This window comes from Pelagerythrobacter marensis, assembly GCF_001028625.1.
Classification (GTDB): Bacteria; Pseudomonadota; Alphaproteobacteria; order Sphingomonadales; family Sphingomonadaceae; genus Pelagerythrobacter; species Pelagerythrobacter marensis.
Genome location: NZ_CP011805.1, coordinates 2028560 through 2044258, shown reverse-complemented (window position 1 = coordinate 2044258; position 15699 = coordinate 2028560). Strand labels below are relative to the sequence as shown.

Here is a 15699-nt window from a genome sequence, read left to right as displayed (position 1 = left end):
CAGGTTCAGTTGCTCTGTTGCGAACGCGCCTGATCTATCGCAGCGGTGAGGAGCGATCGCGCCTGGCCATCCGACTGAATAATCCGGTGAACTTCGCTTGCGACGCGTTCGAACCGGCGATCTTCCGCGATCGAAGCGCCGAACTCGTCGGTAAGCAGGGCACGTATCAAAGCGCGCTCCAGCTCTTGCTCATCGAGATCTTCCAGTTTGGCGAGCGGAGCAATGCGATCGATTGCGCTGCGGTGCGCGACATGCGGTGCGGCGCCGGGTCTTGTACCGTGTACTTTGCCGTTCACTTTCCCCATGCGCTGGAGCTGCTGTCGTAACAGCACCATGATGTGGTCGACATTGCCGATGCGCGTCATCCGTTCATCTCCTCAATGCTGGGTGCGGCTTGCGCCGAACTGTCCCAACAGCACCGATGTCGCTGACTGATCCGTGTCGCCTTTATCACCTTCGTCAGCCATATTGGTCGGGGCGTGAGTTTGCGCCAGCTTTTCCACTTGCGATACGAGAAGTCGGATATCGTCGTTGACGGCTTCGTTCTCTCGGTTGAGCGCAACGCCTTCACGCAACTTAACCACGGCCGCGGGAAACTCGTCGCGGATCAGGAACGTGAAACCCTCGACGAACTTGCGCAGATAGTTCTCGTCCGAGAGCCGCAGAAGCGGCCCCCAAGTCGACAGGGCCCGATCCGCTTCTCCAGAAGTCAGCTCGAAAAATCCGAGCTGGTAGCGTGCGATATGAAACTCAGGTGCCAGCACGACGGCGCGTTCGAGCGCGCCGTGAGCCGCTATCGCATCGCCCTGTTCGACGAGCACCGAACCAAGCATGAAGTGCAGGCGCGGATCGTCGGGGTGGGACGAGAGGTATGTCTCGATCGCATCACGGTCACCATCGCCGCGCTCCAGCTTCGCGATGAGATTGCGCATTTCGTTTTCACTGCATAGCGTCATGTCCGAATGTCCTATCCAACCTCGCCGAGAATCTGACGCAATCGATCGAGCGCCGCGCGATGAATTTGTGAGACCCTTCCCTTTGTCACGCCGAGCAACCCGGCGATCTGCACGAAGTTGACCGCATGGTGATAGTGCTGCCGAAGCACATAGGCTTCGCGATCGCTGAGTTGTTCCAGCGCCCTGGTTAGCCGTTCCTGCATATCGCGCCAAGCGAGGCTCTGGTACGCATCCGGCGCCGGCGTGGGAATCGTATCCGGTTCGACCGGCTCGCGATTCTCCAGCATCAGGCCGAGGGCGATACGCGATGCAAGGCCAGCCAAAGCGGAGATTGGACTGGAGGTTTCCGCCGGCGACGGTTCTAGCGAACGCAGGCGATCGCGTTCCACCCGGCGTGCGTATGCATATTGTGCGCTGGCTTCGGACATTGATGCAAGCCCATTGGCGATGTTTCCCGTAATGCGCATTCGGGCAAAGGCGCTAAAGGGAACCGCCCTGGTCGGATCGAACCGGGTAATCGCCTGAATCAGGCCCTCGTAGGCAAGTTGCCGAACATCGCCGAGGTCGTGGGTGCCGGGGGGACGCTTTCCGTGCTGCGCCAGAGCGATCGAATCTGCGAGCTTTCGGTGATGGTCAAACAGCTTGCGGCGCGCTTCCTCGCAGGCGTCCTGCGTCCATGCCCGCCACCATGCCGCCTCCATCCGATCGGGTCGAACGAGAAGGGCGAGCCCGCTGGTATCCCGCCTGCTCTCGGCCATTGCTAGGCAAAGCTTCCGAGAAGACCTTCCACCACCAGACTCCAGCCGTCGATCAGCACGAACATCAGGACTTTTATAGGCAAAGAAATCGTCGTCGGCGGGACCATCATCATGCCGAGCGAGAGAAGGATGCTGGCGACGACGAGATCGATAAGGAGGAACGGCAGAAGGATGACGAACCCTATGGTGAAGGCAACCCGCAGTTCGTTGAGCATGAACGCGGGCGTTAGCTTGAGCAGGTCGACCTCTTTGGCGGTGGCGGGCAAGGGCGAGTCCGAGATGCGGTAGACCATCTCCAGGTCTGCATCGCGGGTGTGGCGAAGCATGAATCGCTTGAGTGGCTGCGCGCCGTTTTCCATTGCTTCGGAAATTTCCGTGCGTCCCTCGATAAAGGGTTGCACGGCGTCTTGGTTGAGGTCGGTCAGCGTCGGCCCCATGACGAAGGCAGTCAGGAAGAGGGCGAGGCTGGTCAATACCGCGTTAGGCGGCGTCTGAGGCATCCCGAAGGCGTGGCGGATCATTGCGAGCACAACCACGATCCGAATGAAGCTGGTCGTGCTGATCAGCAGCGCAGGAATGATTGCTAGCACGGTGAGCATAACCCCGACGCGAACCGCCTCCGTGGCGGCGGGGTCGGTCGATGCGGCGATTGCGGGGACCGGCAGCACAAGGCCTGCTAGCGCCAGAACACGCAATTGACTCCGCAGAGAGCGTTTCACGCGTCGTCTCCCACCTTGGTGGCACATGGAACGGCGCGCTTTTCCAGCACTTCGACCCGGTGCGCAGTTGCAGCGAGAAGCAATTGCTGATTGTCGAACTCGATCAGGCAAAGATCGGCATGCATTCCGATCTGGCGCATTTCGAGCAGACGTATGGTCGGCTTTACGCGCGCGGAATCGCGGCCAAGCATTCTTGCAAAGCGATTGCCGCGCGTTGTTCGCTGAAATTTCCTGAGTGCCACAATCACACCAAAGGCAACGACGATGCACACCGCAAAGCTGAGCACGAGGCGCAGCCACGGAATGTCGGGCGAGGAACCGCCTGCAAGCCGTGCAGCTGCTCTGGCAGGTTCGGCCAGAAAACCGGTCAGGATCGCTGCAAGCGTACGCATCGTCTGCGGTCTCATTCCCCGATCTGCGTGACCCGCACGCCGAATTTGTCTCCGATTGTGACGATCTCTCCGCGACCGATTACCTTCCCGTTGACGCGAATGTCGACCGCCTCGCTGATCAGCCGATCGACTTCGAGCACCGAACCCTCGGCGAGAGCGGTCATTTCGGCAATGGTCAGGCGGGCGCCGCCGAGAAACACGTCCACCTCGACGTTAACATGGTCGACAAAGCGGCGCGCGCTCGATGTGGAAATGTTTTGGGGTGATTGGTCGTCTACCATTCGTTTACCGCCCTTTCGATTATTAGTGAGAGACGACCGTCGTTGGCGGCGATTTCGACACAGGCTTTCGCGCACAATCGCCCGCCAGCGAAAAGATCGCGTGGCCGGTTCGCCTGGTCGTCGAGTGCGATGACGTCTCCGGTCTCCAGTTCCTGGAGGTCGTGAAAGCTGAGAGAGGTGTGCCCGACAAGGGCGGATAGTTCGACGGCCTGCGTTTCGATCGCGCGAGCTCTTGAATGTATTGGATTACGCGCGCGAGGGCGCGCTGCGCGACGTCGCGCGACTTCGATCAGGACACTCTTGCTGGTTACAAGATGGACCACATCAAGTCCGTTGCCGGTTCGCAGGGCGGCCCGGAAGATTGAGTCCGGGCGCATTGCCGGCTGGGTCAGTTTCGAGCTTGTGAAGCTCAGACTTTGGCGAATCCGATCGGTGAGGTCGGCGAGCGCGCGGTCCACGAGCTTGTCGAGAAGCGCCCGATCATATTCGGTCCGCAAGTGCCTGGCCTCCAGGGTTCGGCCAAGCAGCGCCGACGCTAGCCGAAGCCTGCGCTCGGGGGTCGCGAATAGGGCAAATCCGTTCACCGTCGCCTGCGGGGTGAATGCTGCATCAATGCCTCCTCGGTTCCAGTTGAGATCAGGTTCGAGCGTCTCGTTCGCGAGCCAGGCCGCGCTCCATTCGGCTGAACAGGAAGCAAGCGGCGCAAGAGTTGTCTGTCCCGTGAATGCGCAGTCAGGCAACCAGGGCTCCGGTTCGGCCGTCATCCTTGCCCCCGGATACCAAAGAGTTGCTGGATCATGTCGTTGCTGACGCTGATGATCTGCGATGATGCCTGATAGCCCCGCTGAACCAGGATCAAATCGCCGAACTGCGCGCCGAGATCGACGTTGGACGCTTCCAGTCTGCGCGAGAGGATCGAACCGACCCGGTCGTCCTCCGCAGACAGATATTGGACCTGGCCGTAGCCATCATGGGCGAAGAGCCCGTTGCCTCGTTGCTCCAACGCCTGTGGGTCGCGGAAATCCGCCAGCGCCACGGCGCCAAGGCCAAGCGTTTCCTGGTTGGAATAAGCGATCTCCAGCTCGCCGATCGCGTTGATAGAGATGGAGGTGATGGAGCCGACCGCATGGCCATCGATATCCGCCGCGCGCAGCGATGAAACCGTGCCAGACGAAAACGACGTGACGTTCGAAAAATCGAACGTGACCGGAAAATCCTCACCATCCTTGGCGAAGACAAGCTCTGTACTGTCCGATGCGACTGCGCCGGCTGCGAAGCGCAGCGTCTGGGTACCGATTTCGCCGGTAGCGGCGGTGACGGTTACCGTCCAGCTATCAAACTCGGTTTCCGTACGCGTAAAGTCGACCGTCCATTCGTGCCGCTCGCCGCGCGCATCGAATATTTCCAGATCAGGGATTGTATAGCTGGTTGCGGTCGAGGAAAGGTTGTCGGCAAAGGCGATTCTGGTCGTTTGGACCGGCGGGTCGGTCCGCTTGTCGTCGATGCTGACCGCGACCGGACGACCGCTGTCGTCGATAACAGCAAGCCGCATGTCGGTCTCGCCGAGCACGATATAGCCTTCCTGGTCGACGGCGAAGTTGCCGGTGCGGGCGTAGTAGGTCCGGTCACCGTCGATCAGGACGAGGAAGCCCGAACCTTCCACCGCTAGGTCGAGATCGCGATCGGTTTGGCGCAGTTCGCCCTGCGAAAAATCTATCGAAAGGGCGTTGAGGCCCACGCCGTATCCCTCGCCGCTGCGTTCGCGGTTGAGCGCAAGGCCGCCGTGGCTTCCCAGTCCGAAAAGATCGGAGAAGGATATATCAGCGGCTTTGAAGCCGGTCGTGTTGAGATTGCTGACGTTGTTGCTCACGGCCCTCAGACCATCCGAATAGGCGTTGAGGCCGCTCAGGCCGATGTAGATTGCACCGAACATGTCAGCTGCTCTCCCTGATTTGCATGATCGCGCTGAGTGGCAAATTGCTGATCGTCTGATTCTCACCGGTCTCGATGGTCACGGTGGGGCCGGCCTGGCCGAAAGTGACTGCGACCACCTCTCCGCTCAGCGCGGCGGTGCCCGAACCCACATCGACCGTCTTGCCAAGCAGGCTTGCCGCCTGCGAACTCGCCTGTGCTGTCACGAGCGTCTGCAAGGCGTTGTTGGTTTCCTGCGCCTGCTGGATCTGTGAGAATTGTGCGAGCTGCGATACGAACTCGAAATTCTCCATCGGTTTCAGCGGATCCTGGTACGTCAGCTGAGTGAGTACGATCTTCAGCAGATCTTCGAACCCGAGTCCGAACGCATCCGTGGCCGCCACGGATTGTTCGGGGGTCTGCGTTTGAGCGGCAGCAACCTGATTCGTCGCGACCATGGTGTCGATTGGGCCAGCCTGCATCGTCAATCTCCCTCGCTGGACATGGCGGAACGGTGGATCACGAGTTCGGGCGGCGTTTCGCCCATTTGCGCGAAAAGTTCCGTCAGGCGTTTGGACAGCTCGACCTGCTCTTCGTCGCTCAGGCTCGGAAGGCGCACGATCAACCGGAAACCATCGTCCATGGCGACAAGCGCGGCCTGAATGGGAATCGATCCGGCGGTGTGGTTGCTTGCGACGCGTCCAGCCGCGCTGCCGGCTGGTGCGGACAGATCGCCGGTTTGCCGGTTTGCGGCGGCGCTGGCGGCCTGCATTGTGAAGCGGCCCGTCGATACCCCCTCGGTATCCACAATTGCGTTCGGCTTGGGGAGAGCTGGCGACGATGTCTTTGTCACGCCTGATGCCGATCCAGACGTCGATGGCGGCCGCTTTTTTGTTATAAGGGGCGCACTTGCATTACGAACCTCCGCCGTGCCGAAATCGTGACTTCCTCGTATGAGCGCCCGCGCGACCGCGGCGACCTGTCGCGCAATTCCTTCGACTGCGTGGTTTCTTCCCGACGTGCTTTCGTGCGAACCGGGCGGGACCGTCAGCAGGATGACCGGCCTTTCTCCGAACCCGACAGCGGTATCGCCGATCTCTGGCGCCGTGTTCGATCGCGCTGCGCCGCGTTCGGGCTGGCTCGCGGCCGAGACGCCGAGTTGCGCGAGGATATCATCGAACGACACTGTCTTTCGCGCGACGGCTCTGCCAAGCATTCCGGTCTGCCGTTCGACCGGGAGCAACGGGGATGCAATCTTCACTATCGTTCCTCCGCCGATGTGGCTGCGAGATGTTCGATCACCGCCAGCGTCGCGCGGGTATCGCGCGCCTCGGCCTCCTTCTTCTTCAGCCTTGCATGGCGCTTGTGCAGCTGGTCGCGCTGTCTGTCGGCGGCGTGCCAATCGCGGCGGGCGGCATCTTCGCGACGGGCGGCGCGAAGGACGTCGTGCCGCGCTTGCTGATGCGCCTGGTCGCAAAGCCGAAGAATCGCATTGAGACGGACCATGCGTTCGGGGTCGAGCAGATTCAACGACAAGGCCTGTGCGGCCTCGTCACTTGCGGTTCGGTGCCTCTGCTCCGCATTCTTCATCGCATCCTGGAGCTTGCGATGCGCTGCGGTTGCATCTTCGAGCTTACGCTGCTCGCGTGCCGTCCGCAGCGCCTGCAACCGGGTAAGTTGTTTCAGGTCCTGCGATCCGGCCCGGCTACGCGACATGGTGCGCTCCTGCTGTCACCGCCGTGAGTTCGGCCTCCGTTTCGTCTATCGAGCATGTTTCGCGCCGACCTTGCCGTAGGAAGCGCATGAGATGGGGGTGGGCTTCAATCGCGCGATCGATTTCAGAACTGCTCCCGGCAACGTAGAGACCGCTTTCGATCATCGGTCGTGCTTCCTCGTACGTCGCATGGAGACGGAAAACATTGGCCGCCGCCTCGGCTTGCTCTTCGCTCAAGAGTTCATCTGAGAGGCGGCTGACGCTTCGGGCGATATCGATCGCCGGATAATGCCGACGCTCGGCCAAACTGCGAGACAACACGATGTGCCCGTCGAGAACCGATTTCATCAGTTCGACAATCGGGTCGTCGACGTCGTCGGTTTCGCTCAACACCGACAGGATGGCTGTAACGGCACCTCCGCCGCGCACTGCGCCGCAGCGCTCGACCAGGCGCGGCACGGCCGAGAACACATTGGCGGTATAGCCCCGAGCGGCTGGTGGCTCGCCCGCGGCAAGGCCGATTTCGCGCAGCGCGGTTGCGACGCGCGAGATGGAGTCGACCAGTAGCAGCACATCCTTGCCTTCCGCGCGCCAGTGCTCGGCCAGTGCGAGTGCCTGTTCGATTGCGCGCACACGCAAGGCTGGGCTTTCATCAGCAGTAGCAGCAACCAGAGCAACGCGGCTCCCCCGATCCCCGCGTGTCACCGCATCCCAGACCTTGGCGACTTCGCGACCGCGTTCACCAACCAGGCAGATGACCGCGCGATCGAATTGCGCTTGCTCCAGCAATTGCTCGATCAGGCTCGTCTTGCCGACGCCGCTGGCGGCAAAAATGCCGACGCGCTGTCCCTGAGCCATTGGAAGCAAGCCGTCGATCGCCCGAATGCCGGTTGTGAAACGGGCGGCCCCAACCGCCCGGTCGAGCGCTTCGACCCGCGTCGCGCTCGCCGCAGCCGCCTGGCTTGAGCATCCAATGTCACCCAAGCCGTCGATGGGCCGCCCCAACGCATCGATAGCTCGGCCGGCGAATGCGTCGCCTGCCGGAAAATCGCGTCCGCCAGGCATCCGCACCACTTTCGCACCCAAGGAAATCGCCCGGGTGGGCGCCAGTGGTGACAAGCGAAGGCCTGTCCGGGAGACCGAGACGACTTCGGCTAGGATGGTGCCCGTCCCAGCGGCATCGATGCTGCAGTAATCACCAACACCGGCGGCTGGACCGTCTGCAGCAACAAAGCCCTGGCCCAGCGCGGTGACCGATCCGCAAGGCGGCGCGTAATCCGCTTCAAGAATGCGAGAGACAATCGCGTCGCTCACCGAATTTGACCCCCGCCTTCGGCTAGTGTGGCCAGATGAGCATCGGCCTTCTCCCATTGCCGCACTGGCGAAGGGTCGATCCTTCCCAAATCAAGTTCGATCAAGCTTTCCCCTGCTGCAAGGTTGCGATCGCGATGCACAATCAGATCGGGGAACCTCCCGGCGATACGTTCCAGTTCGGATGCGTCGGGGAAATCAGACGCCGAAACGCGGACCGCGCGCACTTCGGCCGGATCGATCTGCTCCAGTCGATGGGCCACAGTGGCTTCGATCCGACGTGCGTCCAGTGTATCATCGCCGAAGATCCTGGCGAGGACCGCGCGTGCAATTATAATTGCAAGTGCTTCGACATCGGCGGTCTTGCAATTGAAATCCTGCCGTGCACGATGCAAAGCTTGCTCAAGTAGAGCGAGCCGTTTGTTGTCCCCCTCCCGCGCTTCCGCGAGGCCTGCGTCGCGCCCATTGTCGAACGCTTCCGCGATCTGCCGCTCGACGCTCGCTTCCATGTCTTCGATCTGCTGCCGCAACCTTTCGATTTCCTGTTCGAACGCCGTGCGTCCGGCCGCCGAATTTTCGCCGGTCACCTGCACGACATTCGGCTGTAAATGCGACGGATCAGAAGAATCGTTCGCGATTGGCCCGGCGTCCTCGCTCGCCCGTTGCAGGCGAGGGATGCTCCCTGTGAAGGGCTCGATCGCGTTCTGATGCCGGCGGTCGCCATGCTTGAGAATGCTAATCATGTCGCCAGGCCCCACGCGTGGAGAAGCGATCGGATACGATCAGCAAGACCCCATCCCTTTCGCGAAAAATCGGGTCGATCACGCAGCTCTGCATGAATGTCGACCAGGGTCGATGACACGAGCGGCGTCACCGGCAACTTCTCCGCGCGTTGACCGGTTCCATCCTGCTCGGTGCAATCCGTGAGAATCCGTGCGGCCCATGCCGAATAGTTTCGGAACTCGCCTTTGCGATTATCGGCGGAGTCATTCGCCTCTTCGACAAGCATCTGTTCGAAAATCTCGCGTTGCCCCAGAGGCAGTGCAAGCAGTATCGCCTCCCGATCGGCTGGGTGCATTGTCCGCCATCGCGCTAGAACCGGATTGTCGCTTGTTGTCGTGTCAGACATGGGCCTGGTCCCGACGCGCCTCGATATGTTCGTCGAGAAGTTGTGCGAAGCTTTGCCGCTCTTCCTCCGACATGCGCCGCGACCGCCTGACCAGGGGCACTGCGACAGCTGCGACGGCAAGCGCGCCGAGCCAGAACCATCGGTTCGAAAGCAAGCCGAACACCCACGCGATCCAATCAGTGCCTGGCGTGTTTGGAGGTAAGACCTGCTGCCTGGTCGCGGCCGGTGCAGGGGCGGGTAGCGCGGCGGGAGCGAACGTTTCCAGCGGTGCGACTTCGAACCGCAAGTTGTCCCCCCTTCCGGCATCCAATCCCACTGCGTCAGCAATAGTCCGTTCGATTTCGACGCGATCGTCCGCATCGATTCGCACCTCGGTGCGCACGGCAATTCGCAGGCTGAAGTTGCGTCCCTGCGGGCCGGATGCCGAAGAAGCTGTATCACTTGCCGGATCGAGGTCGACAGCGGTCACCCGAATGGCATGGTCCAGCCCCTCAAGGAATGGCTTGGCAGCTTTGCGGGCCCTGGCGCTGAAGTAGTCTTCTAGGGCAGCTCGTTCGTCTCGGGGTTCGGCGCCCTCTCCGATCGCCAGGGGTGTTGCGCTGATCAGTTCGCCCCGCTCATCGAGCACCGAGACATCCTGCGACGAAAGATTATTCACCGCGGATGCCACTAGCTCTTGAATCCCCTCGACACGTTCGCCGCCGATCTGCCGCCCGGCTGTCGGTTGCACGCTAACGGCGGCCTTGGCGGCAGGCGCGTCGCCGCGAAACAGGGTTCGTTCGGACAGCGACAGGTGAACGCGGGCGAAGGACACCCCTTCCATCATCATGATTGTCCGCGCGAGTTCCCCCTGGAGGGCGCGCTGATAGTTGACCTTCTGGGCAAATTCGGTGAGGCCCATGTCCGCTTCGTTGAACAACTCGAAGCCGACGGTGCCGCCCGCCACCAGTTCGGTTCCGGCAATAGCAATCCGGGCCTCGCCGACCTGATCCTCCGGAACCATGATCCGGTTCCCGCCGTCTGCCAGTTCGTAGGGAATCGCATGGCTTTCCAGCTCACCGACGATCGTAGCGGCATCTTCGGACCGCACGTCCTGCACAAGCAAGACGTTGTCCGGGCGCAGCAACAGAACGTATGCGGCAAGGAGCATGGCCATAACGCCTGCAAACAGACCGCCGGCCAGAATGAGTTGCTTGTGCTGCATGTGTAGGCCCTTTTCCCTCTTCCCGCTGCTAGACCTGCATGTTCATCAGCTCGCGATAGGTTTCGAGCATGCGGGTGCGCACTTCCAGTGCGAGCTCTACCGACATGCGGGCCTGTTCGAGCGCAAGCGTCACTTGATGAATCGGAATATCGTCGTCGACCGCGAACTGACGGACGAGGTTGTCGGCTGACGCGATCTTCCGATCGACTGTTTCCAGGCCGGTCGTCAAAATTGCGTGGAAGCTCGCAGCATTGTCAGCAACGTTTTGAGAAGAGGGGGCCAGACCCAGCCGGTTGATGGCCGGTGTCGTGCCATCGAGTGCAATTGCGCTGTTTATCGCTGTTACCTCGGTCATGCCGGGCGCCCGAGTTGGAGTGCGCTGGAATACATCTGCCGTGCGCTCGACATCGCGACCAGGTTCGCTTCGTAGGCCCGGGCTGTCTCGATCATCAGCGTCATCTCTCGTGCGTGACTGATATCGGGATAGGAGACGAATCCCTCGGGATCGGCATGCGGGTGGCCCGGTTCGTACACTTTACGCACCCCGCCGTCTTCGCGCTCGACGCCATAGACGCGCACGCCGGTTGGCCGCGGTTCGGCTCCTTCGCGGCGGGCGGCGACAAGACTTTCGGCGAACGTTCGATCCGGTCCTGAGACCAGCCGAAGCGGTGTGAAGGGATCGCCGCTGGCGGTGCGCGAAGTGTTCATGTTCGCGATGTTTTGCGCGATGATCTCCATCCGCCGCCATTCGACGTCGAGACCCGTGCGGCTGATTTCCAAGGCGTTCACTGCCGTCCTCCTCGCACGATCGCATGGCCGATCTGCAACTGGCGATTGAGCACCTCGACGAGAGCGGAATATCGCAGAGAGGTCCGCGATGCTTCGGCCATTTCGAGGTCGAGGCGTATACTGCCGCCGATGTCGCCTTGCGGAGTGCGAGCCATTTCCGGGCGGACCTTGCCGATGGCATCGATTCCCATGCGCGAGGCCTCACGCAGGCTTTCCTCGAAGGAAACCCCGACTGGGCTGTAGCCTTCGGAGTTGACGTTGGCGATATTCTGCGCGGTCGCCGCGGCGCGCAGACTCAGTCCGTCGAGCGCCTTGGAAACCAATGCTATGGATAGCGTGTCCATCCTCACCTCCTCATTGAATCACGATTTCTGCGTGCAGCGCACCTGCGGCCTTGATTGCCTGCAGAATTCCGATCGTGCGGCGCGTATCGACTTTTGCCTGGGCGAGCGTGCGGAACAGCGCGGCGACATTGGTGTCGGGCAGTGACAGCACCGCGTCGTCGCCTCCTTGTTCTACAGCCAGTTCGGTATTGGTCACCACCAGGCTGGAAATGTCGCTGGCGAAACCGGCGATAAAGCTTGGTTGGGAGGCGTGGCTTTCGCTTTTGACGGAAACCTTGATGTCGCCTTGCGAAATGACGACGCTCGAAATCTGCACGTCGCCACCCGCTACGATCGTGCCGGTCCGTTCATTGATCACGATTCGCGGTGTTCGATCGGGCCTGACCGGAAGGTTCTCGATGGTCGAAAGGAACGTAGCCAGCTGGCTGACAGGCTGATCGAAGCGGATCAGCACCTCGTCGGCGTTTCGCACTGTGGCCGTGCCGTAGCCCAGCCGCAAGTTGATCGCATCGCTGATCGATTGCGCTGTCGTAAAGCCCGGCTCGGCAAGGAGGAACGAGATGTACCCGTTTTTCAGGACCGAGGCCTCGACCGCATTCTCAATCGTTGCCCCGCCGGGTAGCACGGCGCTGGTCGGATAATTGCGCTGCTGTCGGTTCAGGTTGGCTTCGAAATCGTATCCACCGACCGTGAGCGACCCTTGCGCCAGGGCGTAGGGTTTTTGATCGGGCCCGAGCAACGGGGTCATCAGGAGAGTGCCGCCTGCAAGCGAGCGAGCGTCTCCGATCGATGAAACGATGGCATCGATGCGGTCGCCGGGGTTGGCGGATGCGGGGAGCCTGGCAGTGACGATCACAACAGCCACATTGCGGCTATTGATCTGGTCTTCGCCAACGACGCTGCCGAGACGCGAGAGCACGTTGCGCAGTGCCTGACGAGTGATTTCGTTGCGACGCGAGTCGCCCGATCCGGCCAACCCGGTAACGATTCCGTAGCCGATGAGCGCGTTTTCGCGCCAACCGTCGAATCTGCCGAGTCCTTTGATCGGAACTTCCTGTGCCGATACGGGGACGGCGGGCAGCATCATGATGCCAAGCAGCGCGGCCAGCAGGGTCCGGCACAAGCGGGAACGAAGCATTGTCACAGCCCGAGAAAATTGAAGATGCGGTTGATGAGACCGGGCCTGGCGCTTCGCGTCACAAACCCCTTGCCGTCATAGTCGATCTCGGCCCGCGCGATGCGCGCAGAGAGGACGTAATTGCCCGGCTGAATGTCTTGCTTGCGGACCTGCCCGCGCACGGCGACGCGCGTCTCTTCGCCGTTTATTTGCATGAATTGCGAGCCTTCTATCGCCAGATCGCCGTTCGGGAGGACTGCCACGACGAGAGCGGACATCTGTGTCGCGAAACGTTCGTTGCGAACGATTTCGCCGCGTCCATTGTGGTTGTTGCCGAAATCGAGCGATGCGGATTCGTCGATCGGTCCGGCGCCGAACGATCCACCCAGGCTGGTACTGCGCGAGGAATTCTGTTGCAGTCGGCTCGATGAGCTTGCCGATTCCGATATAAGGACCGTCAGGATGTCACCCACTTCGGAAGCGCGTTCGTCGCTTGCGACAGAGGCCCAGCGATCCCCGCTGTAGAGTTGGTCGGCGGCAGCGTATGTGGGCCACGCTGTGCATGCCAGGAACGCCGCGCATACCGCTGCCTTGCGACTAGGGTACGGCTTCATTGCCGTTCCTCCCCGCCCGAGAGCGGGACGGGAAAGACTTCGCCATCGCCGGTCTGGACGAAAGCAGCCCGGCCCGGTCGGCCGGGCTGCAGCAGCCGGACCTCCCGATTCAACTCGACGGATCCTGAACGAGCCACGAGCGTCAACCCAATTCCGGCAGCGAGCGGTCGGTGGTCGCGAACGGCGAGCGATCCAAGATAGGTGCCGCGCTCGAGATCCGTCCCGGCCCGCACGGCATGTGCATCGCGATCGTATCGGACGGCGGCCATGGCGACTTCCTCTTTGCAAGGAGCTGTTTCGACATGTTCGCCAACGATATATTCGCCGGCCCGCACCGCCTGGCGCAACATCAGACAACGGCGACGGGGGGGCGAACTATCGGTAGACGGCGTATGAAATGATACCGTGCCCGTGTGGCGAAGCGCCGGTTGCACCAGTGGAAAGTGACGGCGAAGAAGTTGGCGACGCCGGGCCTCGGATAGTATGGCAACGTTGGTCTCCGCGGGAACGATTGCGACCGGGCGATCGCACAGGGTGCGGCCGTCGGAGCATTCCAGATCCGCGATATCCACGATCCGGATCACCCGTTCTTCGAGATCGACTTGTGGCTGTGCGTTCTGCGCCAGGGCAGCCACGCCTGCACATAAAGCTACCGGCAGGGGCAGGAGTGTAGGGAAGCGCATCCGTCTATTGCCGCAAGTTGTTGGTAATGGCGGCAAGCTGATCGGCCACCTGCACGGCTTGCGCGTTGGCCGCGTAGGCACGTTGAACGATCATCATCTGAACCATTTCTTCGGTAAGCGCGACATTCGATTCCTCGATACCGCCCTGAACCAGGCGGCCGCTGCCGTCCTCTCCGGCGACCGTGTCGACCGGTCGCGCGTCTTCGACAAGCCGCAGAAACCCGTCTTCCAGGCGTTCGAGTTCGGCTTCGCGTTCGACCCGGATCAGCCCAATCTGCCCGAGCTCGAGCCGCTCGCCACTTGCCGTCTCGGCCGAAACTATTCCATCCGTTGAAATCGTCAGAGCGGACAAATCCATCGGAACATTGATCGTCGCGCGCAAGGGGATGCCAGCCGCCGTAGCCAGGAGGCCATCCTCATTGACTCTCAGGCGGCCGCCGCGCCAGAGGAGCGATTGGCCATTTGGCCCCATCAGCTCGATGAAACCCTGGCCGTCGATCGCAATATCAAGCGGATTACCCGTCGGCCGTATTGCCCCCTGGGAAAGTTGGGTCCCCCGCGCCGTAACCCGTACACCGCCGGCCGCAGGTGAAATGTCGCCGGTCGCGATCGGCTCGGCGATCTCCGCATCCACTCGTTGCGCCAGAATTTCGGAAAACTGCGCATCGGAGCGCTTGAATCCGGCAGTGTTTATATTGGCGATATTGTTCGCGAGAATTTCCAATGCCTTCTGCTCGGCGCGTAATCCCGCCGCGCCTACCTCGAATGCTCCGTTCATTGCGTTCCCCTGCCGAAGGTCGTGATCGCCTGCCCGATCAACTGATCGTAAACCTGAGAAATGCGTGCGCCGCTTTCGGCCTGGCGCGATGCCGTCATCATGGCGACGAGTTCGTCGCTGAGCACCACGTTGGCACTCTCCAGGTAGCCCTGGCGCAGCGAAGAGACTTCGGCCTCGATAATCGCATCGAGCGGCACGCCGTAGAGGCTGCCGCCCAGCGCTTCGACGGCCCCGGGCGCGGATGTTTCGAAGATCCCAACGGCGGCTACGGGCATGCCGTTCGCAAGAACGGTGCCGTCGGAAACAATTTCCACCTGCTCACCGGCCGCGACCAGGTCTCCCCCGCCGGCTTGTTGAAGGACGCGCCCCCGTTCGTCGGCAATTGTGCCATCCGGACCGCGGACGAAGCTTCCGCCGCGCGAATAGATTAGGGATTCGCCATCGCGCATTTGCAACAGGCCCGGGCCGACTATCGCCAGATCAAGATCGCGGCCGGTATGCGTGAGCCTGCCCTGGACGAACTGGGTGGCGAACCGAGTGGCCGGTAGACCATCGCGCTCGCCCTCTTCGAGAATCTGGGCAAAGGATATCTGCTGTTTGTAGGCGGCAGTCGACGAATTTGCGATATCCTGCGCAGAGGATCGCGCCCTTAGCTCGCTGGACACAAGTATAGCGCGTGCGGACTCGATTAAATCCGGCATTCGCGACCCCCAAATTCGATCCCGTTAGTCGACTAGTTAAAATGCATAAAGCATGAGTCAAACAAGAGCCGGTCGACCTCTGTGGATATCTGAGGAACTGCGTGTCATCGGCACTGTCGAGGGCGCCTCGCGCGCATCGGAGAGTTCCGGCATTCCGAGTTAAGCATCTAATTTTGCAATAGAATTGATGATCGACCTTCACTTGCCGAAAAACTTGCACCAGTTCGGAGCTAAACTTTCCCCCAATCCGTCGGATTGACCGTTCGAAGCGCCTGCCTGCGCCAGAGTTCGCATGCGG

The 15699-nt window shown here is 61.3% G+C and carries 24 protein-coding genes; 1 reads left to right on the top strand and 23 read right to left on the bottom strand.

What is annotated here, in order from left to right:
- Window positions 1-5: 5 nt before the first annotated feature.
- The 10 genes from AM2010_RS09695 to AM2010_RS14300 are packed head-to-tail and all read right to left on the bottom strand — an operon-like array spanning window position 6 to window position 5660.
- Window positions 6-365 carry a hypothetical protein gene (locus AM2010_RS09695; RefSeq protein ID WP_047806881.1) on the bottom strand — a complete coding sequence of 120 codons (360 nt, stop codon included), beginning with the start codon at window positions 363-365 and terminating at the stop codon, window positions 6-8.
- Window positions 366-377: 12 nt separating this feature from the next.
- On the bottom strand, window positions 378-932 hold the full coding sequence (locus AM2010_RS09690) for a tetratricopeptide repeat protein (protein WP_150115344.1): 555 nt from the start codon (window positions 930-932) through the stop codon (window positions 378-380).
- A 35-nt stretch (window positions 933-967) separates the two neighbouring features.
- Window positions 968-1714 carry a sigma-70 family RNA polymerase sigma factor gene (locus AM2010_RS09685; protein WP_053044048.1) on the bottom strand — a complete coding sequence of 249 codons (747 nt, stop codon included), beginning with the start codon at window positions 1712-1714 and terminating at the stop codon, window positions 968-970.
- 2 nt (window positions 1715-1716) lie between these two features.
- Window positions 1717-2433 (bottom strand): flagellar type III secretion system pore protein FliP, encoded by a 717-nt coding sequence (gene fliP, locus AM2010_RS09680; protein WP_236699512.1) that lies wholly within the window; start codon window positions 2431-2433, stop codon window positions 1717-1719.
- Complete coding sequence (locus AM2010_RS09675) at window positions 2430-2825, bottom strand: flagellar biosynthetic protein FliO (RefSeq protein ID WP_058350953.1); 396 nt, start codon at window positions 2823-2825, stop codon at window positions 2430-2432. The genes fliP and AM2010_RS09675 overlap by 4 nt, the downstream gene beginning before the upstream one ends.
- Window positions 2826-2836: 11 nt before the next feature.
- Window positions 2837-3106, bottom strand: coding sequence for a FliM/FliN family flagellar motor switch protein (locus AM2010_RS09670; protein ID WP_047806879.1), 270 nt, complete (start codon window positions 3104-3106; stop codon window positions 2837-2839).
- On the bottom strand, window positions 3100-3870 hold the full coding sequence (locus tag AM2010_RS09665) for a FliM/FliN family flagellar motor C-terminal domain-containing protein (protein ID WP_047806878.1): 771 nt from the start codon (window positions 3868-3870) through the stop codon (window positions 3100-3102). Before AM2010_RS09665 ends, AM2010_RS09670 begins: the two co-directional genes overlap by 7 nt.
- Window positions 3867-5039, bottom strand: coding sequence for a flagellar hook protein FlgE (locus tag AM2010_RS09660; protein WP_047806877.1), 1173 nt, complete (start codon window positions 5037-5039; stop codon window positions 3867-3869). Before AM2010_RS09660 ends, AM2010_RS09665 begins: the two co-directional genes overlap by 4 nt.
- 1 nt (window position 5040) lies before the next feature.
- Window positions 5041-5499, bottom strand: a complete 459-nt coding sequence (locus AM2010_RS09655) for a flagellar hook assembly protein FlgD (RefSeq protein ID WP_236699513.1) — start codon at window positions 5497-5499, stop codon at window positions 5041-5043.
- Between the two features lie 2 nt (window positions 5500-5501).
- On the bottom strand, window positions 5502-5660 hold the full coding sequence (locus AM2010_RS14300) for a hypothetical protein (RefSeq protein WP_169747785.1): 159 nt from the start codon (window positions 5658-5660) through the stop codon (window positions 5502-5504).
- A gap of 19 nt (window positions 5661-5679) precedes the next feature.
- On the opposite strand from AM2010_RS14300, the gene AM2010_RS14295 reads away from it, so the two are divergent.
- Window positions 5680-5961, top strand: coding sequence for a hypothetical protein (locus AM2010_RS14295; protein WP_169747784.1), 282 nt, complete (start codon window positions 5680-5682; stop codon window positions 5959-5961).
- A gap of 316 nt (window positions 5962-6277) precedes the next feature.
- Here the strand turns inward: AM2010_RS14295 and AM2010_RS09645 are convergent, their stop codons facing one another.
- Genes AM2010_RS09645 through AM2010_RS14290 form a run of 13 tightly spaced genes read right to left on the bottom strand, consistent with a single transcriptional unit; the run spans window position 6278 to window position 15149 of the window.
- Window positions 6278-6733, bottom strand: a complete 456-nt coding sequence (locus AM2010_RS09645; RefSeq protein ID WP_047806875.1) for a hypothetical protein — start codon at window positions 6731-6733, stop codon at window positions 6278-6280.
- Window positions 6723-8045 (bottom strand): FliI/YscN family ATPase, encoded by a 1323-nt coding sequence (locus AM2010_RS09640; protein ID WP_047806874.1) that lies wholly within the window; start codon window positions 8043-8045, stop codon window positions 6723-6725. The genes AM2010_RS09645 and AM2010_RS09640 overlap by 11 nt, the downstream gene beginning before the upstream one ends.
- Window positions 8042-8785, bottom strand: a complete 744-nt coding sequence (locus tag AM2010_RS09635; protein WP_047806873.1) for a FliH/SctL family protein — start codon at window positions 8783-8785, stop codon at window positions 8042-8044. The genes AM2010_RS09640 and AM2010_RS09635 overlap by 4 nt, the downstream gene beginning before the upstream one ends.
- Window positions 8782-9171, bottom strand: a complete 390-nt coding sequence (locus tag AM2010_RS14340) for a hypothetical protein (protein WP_211255415.1) — start codon at window positions 9169-9171, stop codon at window positions 8782-8784. The genes AM2010_RS09635 and AM2010_RS14340 overlap by 4 nt, the downstream gene beginning before the upstream one ends.
- Window positions 9164-10375 carry a flagellar basal-body MS-ring/collar protein FliF gene (fliF, locus tag AM2010_RS13805; protein WP_053044047.1) on the bottom strand — a complete coding sequence of 404 codons (1212 nt, stop codon included), beginning with the start codon at window positions 10373-10375 and terminating at the stop codon, window positions 9164-9166. The genes AM2010_RS14340 and fliF overlap by 8 nt, the downstream gene beginning before the upstream one ends.
- 28 nt (window positions 10376-10403) lie before the next feature.
- A complete protein-coding gene (gene fliE, locus AM2010_RS09620; protein ID WP_053044046.1) occupies window positions 10404-10730 on the bottom strand; it encodes a flagellar hook-basal body complex protein FliE in 327 nt (108 codons plus the stop codon).
- The gene (flgC, locus tag AM2010_RS09615) at window positions 10727-11164 is read right to left on the bottom strand and encodes a flagellar basal body rod protein FlgC (RefSeq protein WP_053044045.1); all 438 of its coding nucleotides are present in this window, start codon (window positions 11162-11164) and stop codon (window positions 10727-10729) included. The genes fliE and flgC overlap by 4 nt, the downstream gene beginning before the upstream one ends.
- The gene (locus AM2010_RS09610; RefSeq protein ID WP_047806871.1) at window positions 11161-11508 is read right to left on the bottom strand and encodes a flagellar basal body rod protein FlgB; all 348 of its coding nucleotides are present in this window, start codon (window positions 11506-11508) and stop codon (window positions 11161-11163) included. Before AM2010_RS09610 ends, flgC begins: the two co-directional genes overlap by 4 nt.
- Window positions 11509-11518: 10 nt before the next feature.
- Window positions 11519-12646 carry a flagellar basal body P-ring protein FlgI gene (gene flgI, locus AM2010_RS09605; RefSeq protein WP_082132871.1) on the bottom strand — a complete coding sequence of 376 codons (1128 nt, stop codon included), beginning with the start codon at window positions 12644-12646 and terminating at the stop codon, window positions 11519-11521.
- A 2-nt stretch (window positions 12647-12648) separates the two neighbouring features.
- Complete coding sequence (locus AM2010_RS09600) at window positions 12649-13239, bottom strand: flagellar basal body L-ring protein FlgH (protein WP_053044043.1); 591 nt, start codon at window positions 13237-13239, stop codon at window positions 12649-12651.
- Entirely contained in the window at window positions 13236-13874 is a 639-nt protein-coding gene (locus tag AM2010_RS09595; protein WP_047806870.1) for a hypothetical protein, read from the bottom strand. Before AM2010_RS09595 ends, AM2010_RS09600 begins: the two co-directional genes overlap by 4 nt.
- Before the next feature lie 52 nt (window positions 13875-13926).
- Window positions 13927-14700 carry a flagellar hook basal-body protein gene (locus AM2010_RS09590; protein WP_047806869.1) on the bottom strand — a complete coding sequence of 258 codons (774 nt, stop codon included), beginning with the start codon at window positions 14698-14700 and terminating at the stop codon, window positions 13927-13929.
- Window positions 14697-15149, bottom strand: a complete 453-nt coding sequence (locus tag AM2010_RS14290) for a flagellar basal body rod C-terminal domain-containing protein (RefSeq protein WP_160325596.1) — start codon at window positions 15147-15149, stop codon at window positions 14697-14699. The genes AM2010_RS09590 and AM2010_RS14290 overlap by 4 nt, the downstream gene beginning before the upstream one ends.
- Window positions 15150-15699: the final 550 nt, after the last annotated feature.